This window comes from Streptomyces sp. NPDC048277 (genome assembly GCF_040652235.1).
Lineage (GTDB): Bacteria > Actinomycetota > Actinomycetes > Streptomycetales > Streptomycetaceae > Streptomyces.
Window position 1 is genome coordinate 160,103 of the sequence record NZ_JBEZLQ010000001.1, and the last position, 13,855, is coordinate 173,957.

Sequence of the window (13,855 nt, forward strand, 5' to 3'; positions counted from 1 at the left end):
GCTCTGGGGGAGCGATGTCACAAGAGACCGCACAGCAGACCGAACGGCAGACCGCACCGCGCGGAGGCGCCGCATGGGCGCTCGTCATCACCAGCGTCGCCGGATTCATGGCGGCCCTCGACAACCTCGTCGTCACCACCGCCCTGCCCTCCATCCGCAAGGACCTCGGCGGGGCGCTCGACGACCTCGAATGGACCGTGAGCGCCTACACGCTCACCTTCGCCGTCCTGCTGATGTTCGGCGCCGCCCTCGGTGACCGCTTCGGCCGCCGCCGGCTCTTCCTCGCCGGGCTCACCGTCTTCACCGGCGCCTCCGCCGCTGCCGCCATGGCACCCGGCATCGACTCCCTGATCGCCGCCCGCGCGGTACAGGGCGTCGGCGCGGCCGTCATGATGCCGCTCACCCTCACCCTGCTGACGGCGGCCGTGCCGGCGGCCAAGCGCGGGATGGCGTACGGCATCTGGGGCGCCGTCAACGGGCTCGCGGTCGCCTCCGGGCCGCTCATCGGCGGCAGCCTCACCGAACACGTGTCCTGGCACTGGATCTTCTGGCTGAACGTCCCGCTCGGCGTCGCCCTGCTGCCGCTCGCCCGCCTCCGTCTCGCCGAGTCCCACGGCACCGGCGCCCCGCTCGACGTCCCCGGCACCCTCCTCGCCAGCGGCGGCCTCTTCGGGATCGTCTACGGCCTGGTCCGCGGCCCCGCCGACGGCTGGACCAGCCCCCTTGTGCTGACCGGACTGTTCGCCGGTGGCGCGCTGCTCGCCGGGTTCGTCCTGCACGGCAGCCGCGCCAAGAACCCCATGCTGCCGATGCGGCTCTTCCGTTCCCGCGCGTTCTCCGGCATCAACGCCGCGAGCCTGCTGATGTTCCTCGGCATGTTCGGCTCGATCTTCCTGCTCAGCCAGTACATGCAGGGCGTGCTCGGCTACTCGCCCACCGAGGCCGGCCTCAGGATGCTGCCCTGGACGGGCATGCCCATGCTCGTCGCGCCGATCGCCGGCATCCTCTCCGACCGGATAGGGGGGCGCCCCGTCGTCGCCGCCGGGCTCTTCCTCCAGGCCGTCGGGCTCGGCTACCTCGCCTCCGTCGTCACCGCGGACGCCTCCTACGGCGCCCAGCTGCCCGGTCTGATCGTCAGCGGTATCGGCATGGCCCTGTACTTCGCCCCGGCCGCCAACCTCGTGATGTCCGCCGTACGCCCGCAGGAACAGGGCATCGCCTCCGGCGCCAACAACGCCCTGCGCGAGGTCGGCGGCGCACTCGGCGTCGCGGTCATGTCGTCCATCTTCTCGGCCCAGGGCGGCTACGACAGCGCCCAGAGCTTCGTGGACGGGCTGCGGCCCGCCCTCTTCACCGGAGCCGCGGTGGTCGCCCTCGCCGGGATCTCCGCACTGCTGATCCCCGGCCGGCGCCGGGCCGCGCGGATCGTCGCCGAGGGGGAGCTCACCCCGGAGCCGGCGACCGTCGGCGGCTGACGACACCAGACGGCACGCGCGCGTGGGCCCCGTTTCCGGCGGACGGGGCCCCACGCGCGCGTACGGCTCGTGGCGGCGGGACTGCCGGCGGCGTCTCGTACTCTTGGGCGCGTGCAGGAACTCCACGACGCCCCCCTCGCCCCCCTCACCACCTTCCGGCTCGGCGGCCCCGCCACCCGGCTGATCACCGCGGCCACCGACGCCGAGGTGATCGCCGCCGTCCGCGAGGCCGACGACAGCGGGACCCCGCTGCTGGTCATCGGCGGCGGCTCGAACCTGGTCATCGGCGACAAGGGCTTCGACGGCACGGCCCTGCGCATCGCCACCACCGGCTTCGAACTGCGCGGTACGACGCTGGACCTGGCGGCCGGCGAGGTGTGGACCGACGCGGTCGCCCGCGCCGTCGAGGCGGGCCTCGCGGGCATCGAGTGCCTCGCCGGGATCCCGGGTTCGGCGGGTGCCACGCCGATCCAGAACGTGGGGGCCTACGGCCAGGAGGTCTCCTCCACCATCACCCAGGTCGTCGCCTACGACCGGCGGGCCGGCGAGACCGTGACGCTCACCGACGAGGAGTGCGCGTTCTCCTACCGGCACAGCCGGTTCAAGGGCGACCCCGAGCGGTACGTCGTCCTGCGCGTGCGCTTCGAACTGGAGGACGCGGGCGGGATGTCGGCGCCGGTGCGGTACGCCGAGGCCGCGCGGGCGCTCGGAGTGGAACCGGGGGACCGGGTTCCGCTCGCCGACGCGCGCGAGACCGTGCTCAAGCTCCGCGCGGGGAAGGGGATGGTGCTGGATCCCGAGGACCACGACACCTGGTCGGCAGGGTCCTTCTTCACCAACCCGATCCTTACGGATGCGCAGTTCGCCGACTTCCACGCGCGCGTGCGCGAGCGGCTGGGCGACGGGACCGAGCCGCCCGCCTACCCCGCGGGGGAGGGGCGTACCAAGACCTCGGCGGCCTGGCTGATCGACAAGGCCGGGTTCACCAAGGGGTACGGCAGCGGAGCGGCCCGGATCTCCACGAAGCACACGCTGGCGCTGACCAATCGGGGCGGGGCCACGACGGAGGATCTGCTGGAGCTGGCGCGCGAGGTCGTCGCCGGGGTCCGCGACGCGTTCGGCGTGACTCTCGTCAATGAGCCGGTGACCGTCGGTGTGAACCTCTAGGGAGCCAGGGGTCAGTACGCCACCCCCACCCCCTGCTTCACCGTTCCCTCGTCCTCGATCATCGCCAGCATCGCGTGGGCCACGTCCGCCCGGGCGATGAAGCGGCCCTTCGGCGGGAAGCCGCCGATCACCGTGCGGTAGGTGCCGGTCAGGGGCTTGTTCTGGAGGCGGGGCGGGCGCACCGACGTCCAGTCGGTGCCGCTGCGGGACAGTTCCGCCTCCATCTCGCGCAGGTCGTCGTAGACCGGCTTGAGGATCCTGCCGACCAGGGCGCGTACGGAGCGGTCCAGCAAGCCGTCGTCCGGCTCCGGGCCCACCGGTGCCGCGCTGACCACCACCAGCCGCCGTACGCCCTCCGCCTGCATGGCGGACAGCACCGTGCGGGTCAGACGGGCGGCCACCCCGGCCTCCTTGCGGCTGCGCGCGCCCAGGCCGGACAGGACCGCGTCCCGGCCCGCGACCGCCGGGCGGACCGCCTCGGGGTCGGTGAGGTCCGCGCGGACGACCTCCAGGCCGGCGCCCGTCACGGTCAGCCGCGCGGGGTCCCGGACGACCGCCGTGACCCGATGGCCGGACGCCAGCGCCTGGCGGACGATCTCCCGGCCTGTTCCGCCGGTCGCACCGAAGACGGTGAGATTCATGACTGCTCCCGAGTGGTCGAGCGCCAACTGGTGGGTGAGTGTTCACTCACCTCGTGTCGGTCTCTAGAGTGGGTAAGTACTCACCCACCCGTCAAGCCTCTTCGGGACATCCGCCGCACCCGCTGGAAAGGACATGTGATCCTTGGGCGTCATGCAGCAGAAACCGGCCCGCGTCCGCATCCTCGACGCCGCTCACGAGCTGATGCTCACCATCGGGCTCGCCCGCACCACCACCAAGGAGATCGCCAGGGCGGCCGGCTGCTCCGAGGCGGCCCTCTACAAGTACTTCCCCAGCAAGGAAGAGCTGTTCGTGCACGTGCTCGCCGAGCGCCTGCCACGGCTCCTCCCGCTGCTCGGCGAGCTCACCGTCGAACCCGGCCGCGGCACCCTGGAGGGCAACCTCACCCAGATCGCCCGGCAGGCCGCCCTGTTCTACGAAGAGAGCTTCCCGATCGCCGCGTCCCTGTACGCCGAACAGCAGCTCAAGCGGAAGCTCGACGACAGACTGCGCACCATCGGCGCCGGACCGCATGTGCCGATGAGGGCCCTCGACGCCTACCTGTGCGCCGAGAAGGCGATCGGCCGGATCCGCCCCGACGCCGACACCACCGCGGCCGCCTCCCTGCTGCTCGGCGCCTGTGTCCAGCGCGTCTTCGCCTACGAGGCGACCGCGACCGGCGCCCGCCCGCCGGTGGACGAGTTCGCCGCCCGGCTCGCGCGCACCCTGCTGAGCGGAATCTCCGTTGCCGAGGACCCCGCCCACCCGTGACGCTGATGCCATGAGGCATCCCGCATGCGGCTGAGACTGCGCGAGTTCCGGCCCCGCACCGGCCCCCACGAACACCGGATCGTCCAGCCCTGGCAGCCGCTGCGCCACACCTCACTGCGCGCCCCCGCGCCCGTCGGCACGCTCACGGGCGAACACGACGGGCTCAACCGGCTCGCCGGACTGCTCTCGTTCGCCGCCCACTCACGGCACACGATCGTCCATGTGCCGCTGCGGGACGGAGTGCCGCCGGACGAGGGGCAGGGCCCCCTCGTCGACCTCGTCCTGGCCCATCACGCGCTCGGACTGCGCGCCGCCCAGTGGCCCGGCCTGCGCCACCGGCTGCGGCAGGGCACCCCGCTCACCGTCCGCACCGACGAGGCGCGCACCGCGCGGGACGCGGCCGCCTGGCGCGCCCGCACCGAGCACGGCGACCGCCGGGAGTGCTTCCGGCACAGCACCCACGCGAGCACGCTCTTCCTCTTCGGCAGCCGGTACGTCTTCGCCGAGGCCGCCATGTCCCTGGCCTACGCGGCCGGGTGGGGGCCGCGCCGCAAGGGTGTGGCCGCGGGGCACGCGGCACTCGTGTCGGGACTGTGGGGGCTGAAGCAGCCGCCGGGCGGCGGGCACCCCGTCGAGGTGCTGGTCTGCTTCAAGGCGTACCCGCCATACGCCCACTTCCGAAGACCCTGATCCGAAGACCCTGACGAAGCCCCGGTCAGGACACCGGGGTGGTGAGCCAGGCGTCGATGCCCGCCAGGAGCTTCGCCTTCATGTCCTCGGGTGCCGCCGAACCCCGCACCGACTGCCGGGCCAGCTCCGCCAGTTCGGCGTCCGTGAAACCGTGGTGCACGCGCGCGATGTCGTACTGGGCGGCCAGCCGGGAGCCGAACAGCAGCGGGTCGTCGGCGCCCAGCGCCATCGGGACGCCCGCCTCGAAGAGCGTGCGCAGCGGGACGTCCTCGGGCTTCTCGTAGACGCCCAGGGCCACATTGGAGGCCGGGCACACCTCGCAGGTGATGCCCCGGTCCGCGAGCCGCTTGAGCAGCCTCGGGTCCTCCGCCGCCCGCACGCCGTGCCCGATCCGGGAGGCGTGCAGGTCGTCCAGGCAGTCCCGGACCGACGCCGGGCCCGTCAGCTCGCCGCCGTGCGGAGCCGCCAGCAGGCCGCCCTCGCGCGCGATGTGGAACGCCCGGTCGAAGTCCCGGGCCAGGCCCCGCCGCTCGTCGTTCGACAGCCCGAAGCCGACCACACCCCGGTCCGCGTACCGCACGGCCAGCCGCGCGAGCGTGCGCGCGTCCAGCGGGTGCTTCATACGGTTCGCGGCCACCAGGACGCGCATACCGAGACCGGTCTCCCGGGACGTCGTCTCCACCGCGTCCAGGATGATCTCCAGGGCCGGGATCAGACCGCCCAGCCTGGGGGCGTACGACGTCGGGTCCACCTGGATCTCCAGCCAGCCCGAGCCGTCCCTGACGTCCTCCTCCGCGGCCTCCCGGACCAGCCGCCGGATGTCCTCGGGCTCTCTCAGGCAGGAGCGCGCGGCGTCGTACAGCCGCTGGAAGCGGAACCAGCCCCGTTCGTCGGTGGCCCGCAGTCTCGGCGGCTCCCCGCTGGTCAGAGCGTCTGTCAGCGCCTCGGGGAGGCGTACGCCGTACTTGTCGGCCAGTTCCAGGACGGTCTTCGGCCGCATGGAACCGGTGAAGTGCAGGTGCAGGTGGGCTTTCGGCAGCAGCCGAACGTCTCGAACCGTCTCCATGAACTCTCCGTGTGCGCTAGGCTCCGCTCCGTGCCGAAAGGTGCCGGGCAGGGCTTGTCCGCCGTTGGGCATCAGCCGAACGGGAAGCCCTCAGGGGCGGAGTCACTCCAGGATCCTGCCGTAGAAATCCTGGTCCAGGCAGCGAGTTTCCCGAACGGGCGCGTGCCTGAACGCACAAGCGGGCCCCCGGCTCGGCCGGAGGCCCGCTTGTGCGCCGTGGACGGTCAGTCCTTCGCCTCGGCCAGCAGTTTCTGCAGTCGGCTCACGCCCTCGACGAGGTCCTCGTCGCCGAGCGCGTACGACAGGCGCAGATAGCCGGGCGTGCCGAAGGCCTCGCCGGGAACGACCGCGACCTCGGCCTCCTCCAGGATCAGCTCGGCCAGCTCGACCGAGGAGGCCGGGCGCTTTCCGCGGATCTCCTTGCCGAGCAGCGCCTTGACCGACGGGTACGCGTAGAAGGCGCCCTCCGGCTCCGGGCAGACCACGCCGTCGATCTCGTTGAGCATCCGCACGATCGTCTGACGGCGCCGGTCGAAGGCCTCGCGCATCTTCGCCACGGCCGCCAGGTCACCGGTGACGGCGGCCAGGGCGGCGACCTGCGCCACGTTGGAGACGTTCGACGTGGCGTGCGACTGGAGGTTCGTGGCCGCCTTGACGACGTCCTTGGGGCCGATGACCCAGCCGACCCGCCAGCCGGTCATGGCGTACGTCTTGGCGACGCCGTTGACGACGATGCACTTGTCGCGCAGCTCGGGCAGGACCGCCGGCAGCGAGGTGAACTTCGCGTCGCCGTAGACCAGGTGCTCGTAGATCTCGTCCGTGAGGACCCACAGGCCGTGCTCCACGGCCCAGCGGCCGATCGCCTCGGTCTCGGCCTCGCTGTAGACGGCGCCGGTCGGGTTCGACGGGGAGACGAAGAGCACGACCTTCGTCTTCTCGGTGCGGGCCGCCTCCAGCTGCTCGACGGAGACGCGGTAGCCGGTCGTCTCGTCGGCCACGACGTCCACCGGGACACCGCCGGCGAGACGGATCGACTCCGGGTACGTCGTCCAGTACGGGGCGGGGACGATGACCTCGTCGCCCGGGTCGAGGATCGCGGCGAAGGCCTCGTAGATGGCCTGCTTGCCGCCGTTGGTGACGAGGACCTGGGCGGCGTCGACCTCGTAGCCGGAGTCGCGCAGCGTCTTCGCGGCGATCGCGGCCTTCAGCTCGGGCAGGCCGCCGGCCGGGGTGTAGCGGTGGTACTTCGGGTTCTTGCAGGCCTCGATGGCGGCCTCGACGATGTAGTCCGGAGTCGGGAAGTCGGGCTCACCGGCGCCGAAGCCGATCACCGGGCGCCCGGCGGCCTTCAGGGCCTTGGCCTTGGCGTCCACGGCGAGGGTGGCGGACTCGGAGATCGCGCCGACTCGGGCGGAGACCCGGCGCTCGGTGGGAGGGGTTGCAGCGCTCATGGGGCCCATGGTTTCAGACTGGAAACCTCAACGGCACGCCGGTTTCATTTGTACGCTGATGAAGCCAGCCTGTGAGGTCTTGAAGGCACGAACCGGCTCGCCGGGGACACGGTTGTTTTTGGTGTTGACCGGGCTGGCGTCACCGGGTCTCCCCGGTGTGGGGCCTTGCCGTCGGCCCCGCGCCCGGCAGGGCGGATGCGACCTCGACGCCGCAGCCGGCGGTGGCGCGGAGCGCGACGAAGTGTGGAGAGCCGGGAGTCATGCTCGGCGATTCACGGCTGAGGAGGCGGCAGACTGAACAGCACGGGTTGAGACGTGAACGGGAGTTCTAAACCGGCCTCCCGCCAGGACGATCTTCGGCCCGGCGCCTCGGGCAGGCACTTTCTGTTCGACGCCGGGCCGCGGACCACGTACACTCTCACCTCGTTGGCCACCAACAGCCGTGCCTGAGCGGGTGCACACCGAGCACCCGGCCGGATGCGGTACGTTGGGGGACACACAAAGGGTCGTAGCTCAATTGGTAGAGCACCGGTCTCCAAAACCGGCGGTTGGGGGTTCAAGTCCCTCCGGCCCTGCTACACACACAGCCAGGATGTGTGCGCATGTACGTACAAGCATTGCACCGCCGTGCGGCTCAGGAACCGGGCGCGGCACGGCCACGACCCGGGAACAGGTGAGGACGAATGGCGGACGCCGTGGGCTCCATCGACACGCCTGATGCCCAGGACGAGGTGTCGGAGTCCAACAAGAAGGCCCGCAAGGGCGGCAAGCGTGCCAAGAAGGGCCCGCTGAAGCGCCTCGGTACCTTCTATCGCCAGATCATTGCGGAGCTCCGCAAGGTCGTCTGGCCGACTCGTAACCAGCTGACGTCGTACACCACCGTGGTGATCTTCTTCGTCGCCATCATGATCGCTCTGGTGACCGTGATTGACTATGGACTCAACCACGCGGCCAAGTACGTCTTCGGCTGAGCACAGAGCGAAGGGCGCCGTGGTACCGGCGCCCGTTTTCGCATGTTCCACCCCTATGTATCCAGGAAGAAGCAGCCATCGTGTCTGACCCGAACCTGAACGACGCCGTCGACCCGGAAAAGGCTGTCGACGCCGTCGACGACGAGCTGGACATCGTCGAGGGCGCGGACGAGCAGGACGAGTTCGAGGCTGCCGAGGCCGAACTGGGGGAGCCGGCCGAGGAGACCGCGGTCCACGTCGAGGACGAGGACGCCGAGGACCTCGATGAAGCCGAGGACGCCGAGGCTCTCGCGGACGAGGACGCCGAGGAAGAGGACGCCGAGGAAGAGGACGCCGAGGAAGAGGCCGTCGAGGAAGAGCCCGCCGAGCCGGTCGACCCCGTCCAGGCCCTGCGCGACGAACTGCGCCTGCTCCCCGGCGAGTGGTACGTCATCCACACCTACGCCGGCTACGAGAACCGCGTGAAGACCAACCTGGAGCAGCGCGCCGTCTCGCTGAACGTCGAGGACTACATCTTCCAGGCCGAGGTGCCGCAGGAAGAGGTCGTCCAGATCAAGAACGGCGACCGCAAGACCATCAAGCAGAACAAGCTGCCCGGTTATGTGCTCGTCCGCATGGACCTGACGAACGAGTCCTGGGGTGTCGTCCGCAACACCCCCGGTGTCACCGGCTTCGTCGGCAACGCCTACGACCCCTACCCGCTGACCCTGGACGAGATCGTCAAGATGCTCGCTCCGGAGGCCGAGGAGAAGGCGGCCCGCGAGGCGGCCGAGGCCGAGGGCAAGCCGGCGCCGCAGCGCAAGGTCGAGGTCCAGGTGCTGGACTTCGAGGTGGGCGACTCGGTCACCGTCACGGACGGTCCGTTCGCCACGCTGCAGGCCACGATCAACGAGATCAACCCGGACTCCAAGAAGGTCAAGGGCCTGGTGGAGATCTTCGGGCGTGAGACGCCGGTCGAGCTGTCGTTCGACCAGATCCAGAAGAACTAGTTCCTTCCAGTTCCTTCCGGACGTAACCGCTTCCGAGCAGGTCAGGCCCTCGCCTGACCTGCTCGGTTTTTGGCCGCGCATCTATACCCGCTATCGTTGTGCGGTATGCCTGCAACCGGGTGGTCCTCGGATGCGGGCAGGACCCGAATGAAAGGACCCGGAGAGTAATGCCTCCCAAGAAGAAGAAGGTCACGGGGCTCATCAAGCTCCAGATCAACGCCGGTGCGGCGAACCCGGCCCCGCCGGTCGGCCCCGCGCTCGGCCAGCACGGCGTCAACATCATGGAGTTCTGCAAGGCCTACAACGCGGCGACCGAGTCGCAGCGTGGCTGGGTGATCCCGGTGGAGATCACGGTCTACGAGGACCGCTCCTTCACCTTCGTCACCAAGACCCCGCCGGCCGCGAAGATGATCCTCAAGGCCGCTGGTGTCGAGAAGGGCTCCGGCGAGCCGCACAAGACCAAGGTCGCCAAGATCACCGAGGCGCAGGTCCGCGAGATCGCCCAGACCAAGCTTCCCGACCTGAACGCCAACGACCTGGACGCCGCGTCGAAGATCATCGCCGGCACCGCCCGCTCCATGGGCATCACGGTCGAGGGCTGAGCCCCACCTTCGTAGAACCACCGTGGTAGGGCCTGCTCGGTCCGTACACCACGACTCCTCATCAAGAACACAGGAGCAGTTGTGAGCAAGCGCAGCAAGGCTCTCCGCGCTGCGGACGCCAAGGTCGACCGGGAGAAGCTGTACGCCCCGCTCGAGGCCGTCCGTCTCGCCAAGGAGACCTCCACGACCAAGTTCGACGGCACCGTCGAGGTCGCCTTCCGCCTGGGTGTCGACCCGCGCAAGGCCGACCAGATGGTCCGTGGCACCGTGAACCTCCCGCACGGCACCGGCAAGACCGCCCGGGTCCTGGTCTTCGCGACCGGTGACCGTGCCGAGGCCGCGCGTGCCGCGGGCGCCGACATCGTCGGCGCCGACGAACTGATCGACGAGGTGGCGAAGGGCCGTCTGGACTTCGACGCCGTCGTCGCCACCCCGGACCTCATGGGCAAGGTCGGCCGTCTCGGCCGCGTCCTCGGCCCGCGTGGTCTGATGCCGAACCCGAAGACCGGCACCGTGACCCCGGACACCGCCAAGGCTGTGACCGAGATCAAGGGCGGCAAGATCGAGTTCCGCGTCGACAAGCACTCGAACCTGCACTTCATCATCGGCAAGACGTCCTTCGAGGACGACAAGCTGGTGGAGAACTACGGCGCCGCGCTGGAGGAGATCCTCCGTCTGAAGCCGTCCGCCGCCAAGGGTCGATACATCAAGAAGGCCGCCATCAGCACCACGATGGGCCCCGGCATTCCGGTCGACTCGAACCGCACCCGCAACCTCCTCGTCGAGGAGGACCCGGCCGCCGTCTGAGCCCCGCGCTCGGTCCGGTAGCCGCGTCAGGGACGCGTCAGCAGCAGAGCGGGCCCCGCAATCCGAAAGGATCGCGGGGCCCCTCGCGTTTCCCGGACCGGGTACGGGGGCGGGCTCCGTGACCGGGTCCGACGGCTCGCGGACCGGGTATGGCGGCTCCCGGACGGGGTATGGCGGCTCCCGGACGGGGTGCGGGAGCTCCGCGACCGGACGCGACGGCTTCTCCGACCGGGCACGGCGGCTCTCTGACGGTGCGTGACGGCTTCTCCGGCCGTGCGTGACGGCTCTCCGACCGGGTACGACGCCTCCCCGACCGGGCGTGACGCCTCTCCGGCCGGGCCCGATGGATCCTCGGCCGGGCCTGACGGCTCTTCGGCCGGGTGTGACGCCTCCCCGACCGGGCGTGACGCCTCTCCGGCCGGGCCCGATGGATCCCCGACCGGGCCCGACGGCTCTTCGGCCGGGTGTGACCGGCTCCCCGGTCGGGTGCGGTGGCTCTCGGCCCTCGTCGAGTTCCCGCACGGTGTCGGTGGGCTGGGTTAGCGTCGGGGGTGCGGGGCTCGTATGGGGGGTGGGGCGGGATGACGAACAGGGGTGTGCGCCGGGTGGTCCTGGCGGTCGCGGCGGTGACCGCGCTGAGCGGGGTGGGTGCCTGTACCTCCTCGGCGGGCCCGGAGACGGGAAGCGGCACCGCCCACCAGAAGCGGTCCCTGGCCGCCCTGCGCACCGCCGAGCGGTCCACGCACCGGGCCCGGTCGGTCCGGGTCCGCTCCACCACCACCCTCGGCTCCCTGATGTCCACCAGGGCCGAGGGCGCCCTCGGCTGGACCGACGGCCTCACCGGCACCCTCACCATCACCTACACCGGCGGCACCACCGCCGACCTGATGCGGGGGCTCGACTCCACGTCCCTGGAGACCCGCTACCTCAAGGACGCCTACTACGCCAAGGTCGGCGAGAGGTTCGCCCGGCAGCTGGGCGGCAGGCACTGGATCAGGTACACGTACGACTACCTAGCCACCCTCGGCGGCGGCTCCGGCGCGATGATGACGGACCTGATGCGCAACACCACGCCCAACCAGTCGGTACGGCTGCTGCTGGCCGCCGGGGACGTACGGAAGGTCGGCCGGGAGAAGGTCTCCGGCGTGCCCACCACCCACTACTCGGGCACGGTGCACGTCTCCGACCTGGCCGGCGACGGCGAACTGCAGAAGCAGCTCAGCCAGGCCGGCGTCGGCAAGGAGTCCGTCGACATCTGGGTCGACGGCAAGGACCTGCTGGTCAAGAAGGTCGAGAAGGCCGACACGGCGAACGGCGCGATGACCCAGACCGCGTACTACAGCGACTACGGCGTCAAGGTCAGCGCGCGGAAGCCGCCGGCCGGTGACACCGAGGACTTCCGGACGCTGCTGAAGAAGCAGGGCGGCACGCCGGCCTCGTGAGAGTGGTCGTACGGAGCCGATTTGCTTGACAGTGCAGCGGTCCCGTACCCTTCTCAGGAAGCCAAAGACCGCTGGTCGTTGCCGCTCGCCCGCAAGGGGGTGCGGTGGCCGAAGGATCCGCTGAACCGCGGACGACCCGCGCAGGTGACTGTGGAAGTGCTCCCGGAACACATGCTCAGCGTGTGTGTGCCCGGTCGAGCTACGCCCCGTGCGCCTGCGCCGGGGCGTTTCGTTTTCCCCAGCCCCTTCCGAGCGGTCCTCATCACCCGGAAGGAGGCCGACGCTCTATGGCAAGGCCCGACAAGGCTGCCGCGGTAGCCGAGCTGACGGAGCAGTTCCGCAGCTCGAACGCCGCCGTGCTGACCGAGTACCGGGGTCTCACCGTGGCGCAGCTCAAGACGCTGCGTCGTTCGCTCGGTGAAGACGCCCAGTACGCCGTGGTGAAGAACACGCTGACCAAGATCGCGGCCAACGAGGCCGGGATCTCGACGCTCGACGACCTGTTCAACGGTCCGACGGCGGTTGCCTTCATCACCGGTGACCCGGTGACGTCGGCGAAGGGTCTTCGTGACTTCGCCAAGGACAACCCGAACCTCGTCATCAAGGGCGGTGTCCTTGACGGCAAGGCGCTGTCCGCCGACGAGATCAAGAAGCTTGCGGACCTCGAGTCCCGCGAGGTTCTGCTCGCCAAGCTGGCGGGTGCCATGAAGGGCAAGCAGACGCAGGCTGCTCAGGTCTTCCAGGCGCTCCCCTCGAAGTTCGTCCGCACCGCGGAGGCGCTTCGTGCCAAGCAGGCCGAGCAGGGCGGTGCCGAGTAACTCGGCTCGCGAAATGACCGCAGCCTGAGGCAGCCCGCCGAAGGCAACGGTCGTAGCGGGCCGAACGTACGCCCGCCAGACATGTACATCACGGCACCAGCCGAAATTAGTGGAAGGAAAGCCATCGTGGCTCTCACCCAGGACGAACTGCTCGCCGAGTTCGAGTCGATGACCCTGATCCAGCTCTCCGAGTTCGTGAAGGCGTTCGAGGAGAAGTTCGACGTCACCGCCGCCGCCGCGGTTGCCGTCGCGGGTCCGGCCGGTCCGGCCGCCCCGGCCGAGGCCGCTGAGGAGCAGGACGAGTTCGACGTCATCCTCACCGGTGCCGGCGAGAAGAAGATCCAGGTCATCAAGGTCGTGCGCGAGCTCACCTCGCTCGGCCTGAAGGAGGCCAAGGACCTCGTGGACGGCGCCCCGAAGCCCGTCCTCGAGAAGGTCGCCAAGGAGGCCGCCGAGAAGGCCGCCGAGTCCCTCAAGGGCGCCGGCGCCTCCGTCGAGGTCAAGTAAGGCCTCTGAGGTCGTCGAGACCTCTGTGTGCTGAAACACCCCCTCGGGGGCTGTAACGCGCAGACCGCGAAGAGCGATCATCCATCCGGGTGGTCGCTCTTCGGCGTTCCCGGGAGGCCGACCGCGGTTGCCTTGCACCCGTGACGGCGGGGGGTATGGTGATCTTCGTCGTGTCCCCGGCGCACCGGGTTTGCGCAGGGGGGCCTTGACGAACCGCACGCAGCGCGCAATTCTCAGGACGCGTCGCCAGAACGGTCCGAATCCGAGGCATGGATCGGCGACGAAGAGGGCAGTATCAACGTGCGTTGAGGGCAGGCATGACGCAGGCGTTGACGATGAAGAGGGTCTCAGAAAATGGAGACTGGACATCAGTGTGCCAAGTGGCTACACTGACCCTTTGCGCTGCCTGTTAGCCTTCCCCTGCCCGTCACCAGGGGTCTGCCCTCACCCGAACGCCGAC

The 13,855-nt window shown here is 70.1% G+C and carries 14 protein-coding genes and 1 tRNA gene; 12 read left to right on the forward strand and 3 right to left on the reverse strand.

The genetic code is table 11. From position 1 onward, the window contains the following. Positions 1–14: 14 nt before the first annotated feature. Positions 15–1,475, forward strand: a complete 1,461-nt coding sequence (locus AB0D85_RS00805; protein WP_362312060.1) for a DHA2 family efflux MFS transporter permease subunit — start codon at positions 15–17, stop codon at positions 1,473–1,475. Between the two features lie 111 nt (positions 1,476–1,586). Continuing rightward, entirely contained in the window at positions 1,587–2,642 is a 1,056-nt protein-coding gene (locus tag AB0D85_RS00810) for a UDP-N-acetylmuramate dehydrogenase (RefSeq protein WP_362312062.1), read from the forward strand. An 11-nt stretch (positions 2,643–2,653) separates the two neighbouring features. Here the strand turns inward: AB0D85_RS00810 and AB0D85_RS00815 are convergent, their stop codons facing one another. Further along, positions 2,654–3,283, reverse strand: coding sequence for an SDR family oxidoreductase (locus AB0D85_RS00815; RefSeq protein ID WP_362312064.1), 630 nt, complete (start codon positions 3,281–3,283; stop codon positions 2,654–2,656). Positions 3,284–3,434: 151 nt separating this feature from the next. Between AB0D85_RS00815 and AB0D85_RS00820 the strand changes: the two genes are divergently transcribed. Next, on the forward strand, positions 3,435–4,052 hold the full coding sequence (locus AB0D85_RS00820) for a helix-turn-helix domain-containing protein (protein WP_362312066.1): 618 nt from the start codon (positions 3,435–3,437) through the stop codon (positions 4,050–4,052). A 24-nt stretch (positions 4,053–4,076) separates the two neighbouring features. Beyond that, positions 4,077–4,742 carry a hypothetical protein gene (locus AB0D85_RS00825; RefSeq protein WP_362312067.1) on the forward strand — a complete coding sequence of 222 codons (666 nt, stop codon included), beginning with the start codon at positions 4,077–4,079 and terminating at the stop codon, positions 4,740–4,742. Positions 4,743–4,767: 25 nt separating this feature from the next. Here AB0D85_RS00825 and AB0D85_RS00830 read toward each other — a convergent pair whose 3' ends face one another. Both AB0D85_RS00830 and AB0D85_RS00835 read right to left on the reverse strand, forming a co-directional pair. Beyond that, complete coding sequence (locus tag AB0D85_RS00830) at positions 4,768–5,808, reverse strand: adenosine deaminase (RefSeq protein ID WP_362312069.1); 1,041 nt, start codon at positions 5,806–5,808, stop codon at positions 4,768–4,770. A gap of 224 nt (positions 5,809–6,032) precedes the next feature. Beyond that, a complete protein-coding gene (locus AB0D85_RS00835) occupies positions 6,033–7,259 on the reverse strand; it encodes a pyridoxal phosphate-dependent aminotransferase (protein WP_362312071.1) in 1,227 nt (408 codons plus the stop codon). Positions 7,260–7,761: 502 nt separating this feature from the next. Here AB0D85_RS00835 and AB0D85_RS00840 point away from each other — a divergent pair. The 8 genes from AB0D85_RS00840 (at position 7,762) to rplL (ending at position 13,395) form a co-directional block, all read left to right on the forward strand. Further along, positions 7,762–7,834 (forward strand) — tRNA-Trp (locus tag AB0D85_RS00840). A 108-nt stretch (positions 7,835–7,942) separates the two neighbouring features. Further along, positions 7,943–8,230, forward strand: a complete 288-nt coding sequence (gene secE, locus AB0D85_RS00845) for a preprotein translocase subunit SecE (RefSeq protein ID WP_362312073.1) — start codon at positions 7,943–7,945, stop codon at positions 8,228–8,230. A gap of 80 nt (positions 8,231–8,310) precedes the next feature. Continuing rightward, positions 8,311–9,219, forward strand: a complete 909-nt coding sequence (gene nusG, locus AB0D85_RS00850) for a transcription termination/antitermination protein NusG (protein ID WP_362312075.1) — start codon at positions 8,311–8,313, stop codon at positions 9,217–9,219. A 167-nt stretch (positions 9,220–9,386) separates the two neighbouring features. Next, positions 9,387–9,821 carry a 50S ribosomal protein L11 gene (gene rplK / locus AB0D85_RS00855; protein ID WP_037858373.1) on the forward strand — a complete coding sequence of 145 codons (435 nt, stop codon included), beginning with the start codon at positions 9,387–9,389 and terminating at the stop codon, positions 9,819–9,821. A gap of 81 nt (positions 9,822–9,902) precedes the next feature. Further along, entirely contained in the window at positions 9,903–10,628 is a 726-nt protein-coding gene (gene rplA / locus AB0D85_RS00860; RefSeq protein WP_362312078.1) for a 50S ribosomal protein L1, read from the forward strand. Positions 10,629–11,209: 581 nt separating this feature from the next. Next, complete coding sequence (locus AB0D85_RS00865; RefSeq protein WP_362312080.1) at positions 11,210–12,070, forward strand: hypothetical protein; 861 nt, start codon at positions 11,210–11,212, stop codon at positions 12,068–12,070. A 287-nt stretch (positions 12,071–12,357) separates the two neighbouring features. Then, entirely contained in the window at positions 12,358–12,888 is a 531-nt protein-coding gene (rplJ, locus tag AB0D85_RS00870; protein ID WP_362312082.1) for a 50S ribosomal protein L10, read from the forward strand. A 123-nt stretch (positions 12,889–13,011) separates the two neighbouring features. Then, positions 13,012–13,395: a 50S ribosomal protein L7/L12 gene (rplL, locus tag AB0D85_RS00875; RefSeq protein WP_362313407.1), complete on the forward strand. Its 384-nt coding sequence runs from the start codon at positions 13,012–13,014 to the stop codon at positions 13,393–13,395. Positions 13,396–13,855 lie beyond the last annotated feature (460 nt).